Source organism: Shewanella jiangmenensis (assembly GCF_018596335.1).
Lineage (GTDB): Bacteria > Pseudomonadota > Gammaproteobacteria > Enterobacterales > Shewanellaceae > Shewanella > Shewanella jiangmenensis.
Genome location: NZ_JAHEPS010000033.1, coordinates 1 through 587, shown reverse-complemented (window position 1 = coordinate 587; position 587 = coordinate 1). Strand labels below are relative to the sequence as shown.

The 587-nt window shown below is 47.4% G+C and carries 1 protein-coding gene; it reads left to right on the top strand.

The window, feature by feature from the left end; all coding sequences use genetic code 11:
- Window positions 1-58: 58 nt before the first annotated feature.
- A complete protein-coding gene (locus KJI95_RS19405) occupies window positions 59-517 on the top strand; it encodes a helix-turn-helix transcriptional regulator (RefSeq protein ID WP_214508841.1) in 459 nt (152 codons plus the stop codon).
- The last annotated feature ends 70 nt before the right edge of the window (window positions 518-587 follow it).

Below are 587 nucleotides of genomic sequence, written 5' to 3'. Positions count from 1 at the left end.
GGTTCGCATACAGAAAACGTGGTGTAGAATGAAACAAAACGTTATCTGGAGTCGATAAATGAGCATCGGAAGTGTAATTAAGGACAGGCGGATAGCCTTAAATCTGAAGCAGGAAGATGTAGCAGATAAAGTCGGTGTAACCGTGCAGACCTATGGTAAATGGGAAAACGACAAGACCGAGCCCAAAGCCAGTCAAGTTTCCGCGCTAAGTAAAATTCTTCGTGTCTCTGAGCGCGACATTTGCTCCGGTGAACGTACAGACGGCTCAGACATCGACCCTATCAGCTTTATGAGGCACATTGCCTCTGCACGACGCCTCATTGATGACGTCAGTTACTCCTTGATGATCTACGACCATATGGACGACCCTCACGGGTTTATCGCAGCCTTAGAATCAGAGCTGAAAAAACGTCATGGCTTTGGTGTTAAAGAGGTTGAGGAGCATGAGGTCAGCCAGAACGAATACGATGCAGCTATCGGTGAAACTGAGGCTGAAAACTGGATAAATAGGGTGTGAAATTGCGGAATTCCGCAGTTAGTTTGGGTGTAACACACACCCAAACCTAAAAAGTCCCTCGCCGGCTTCG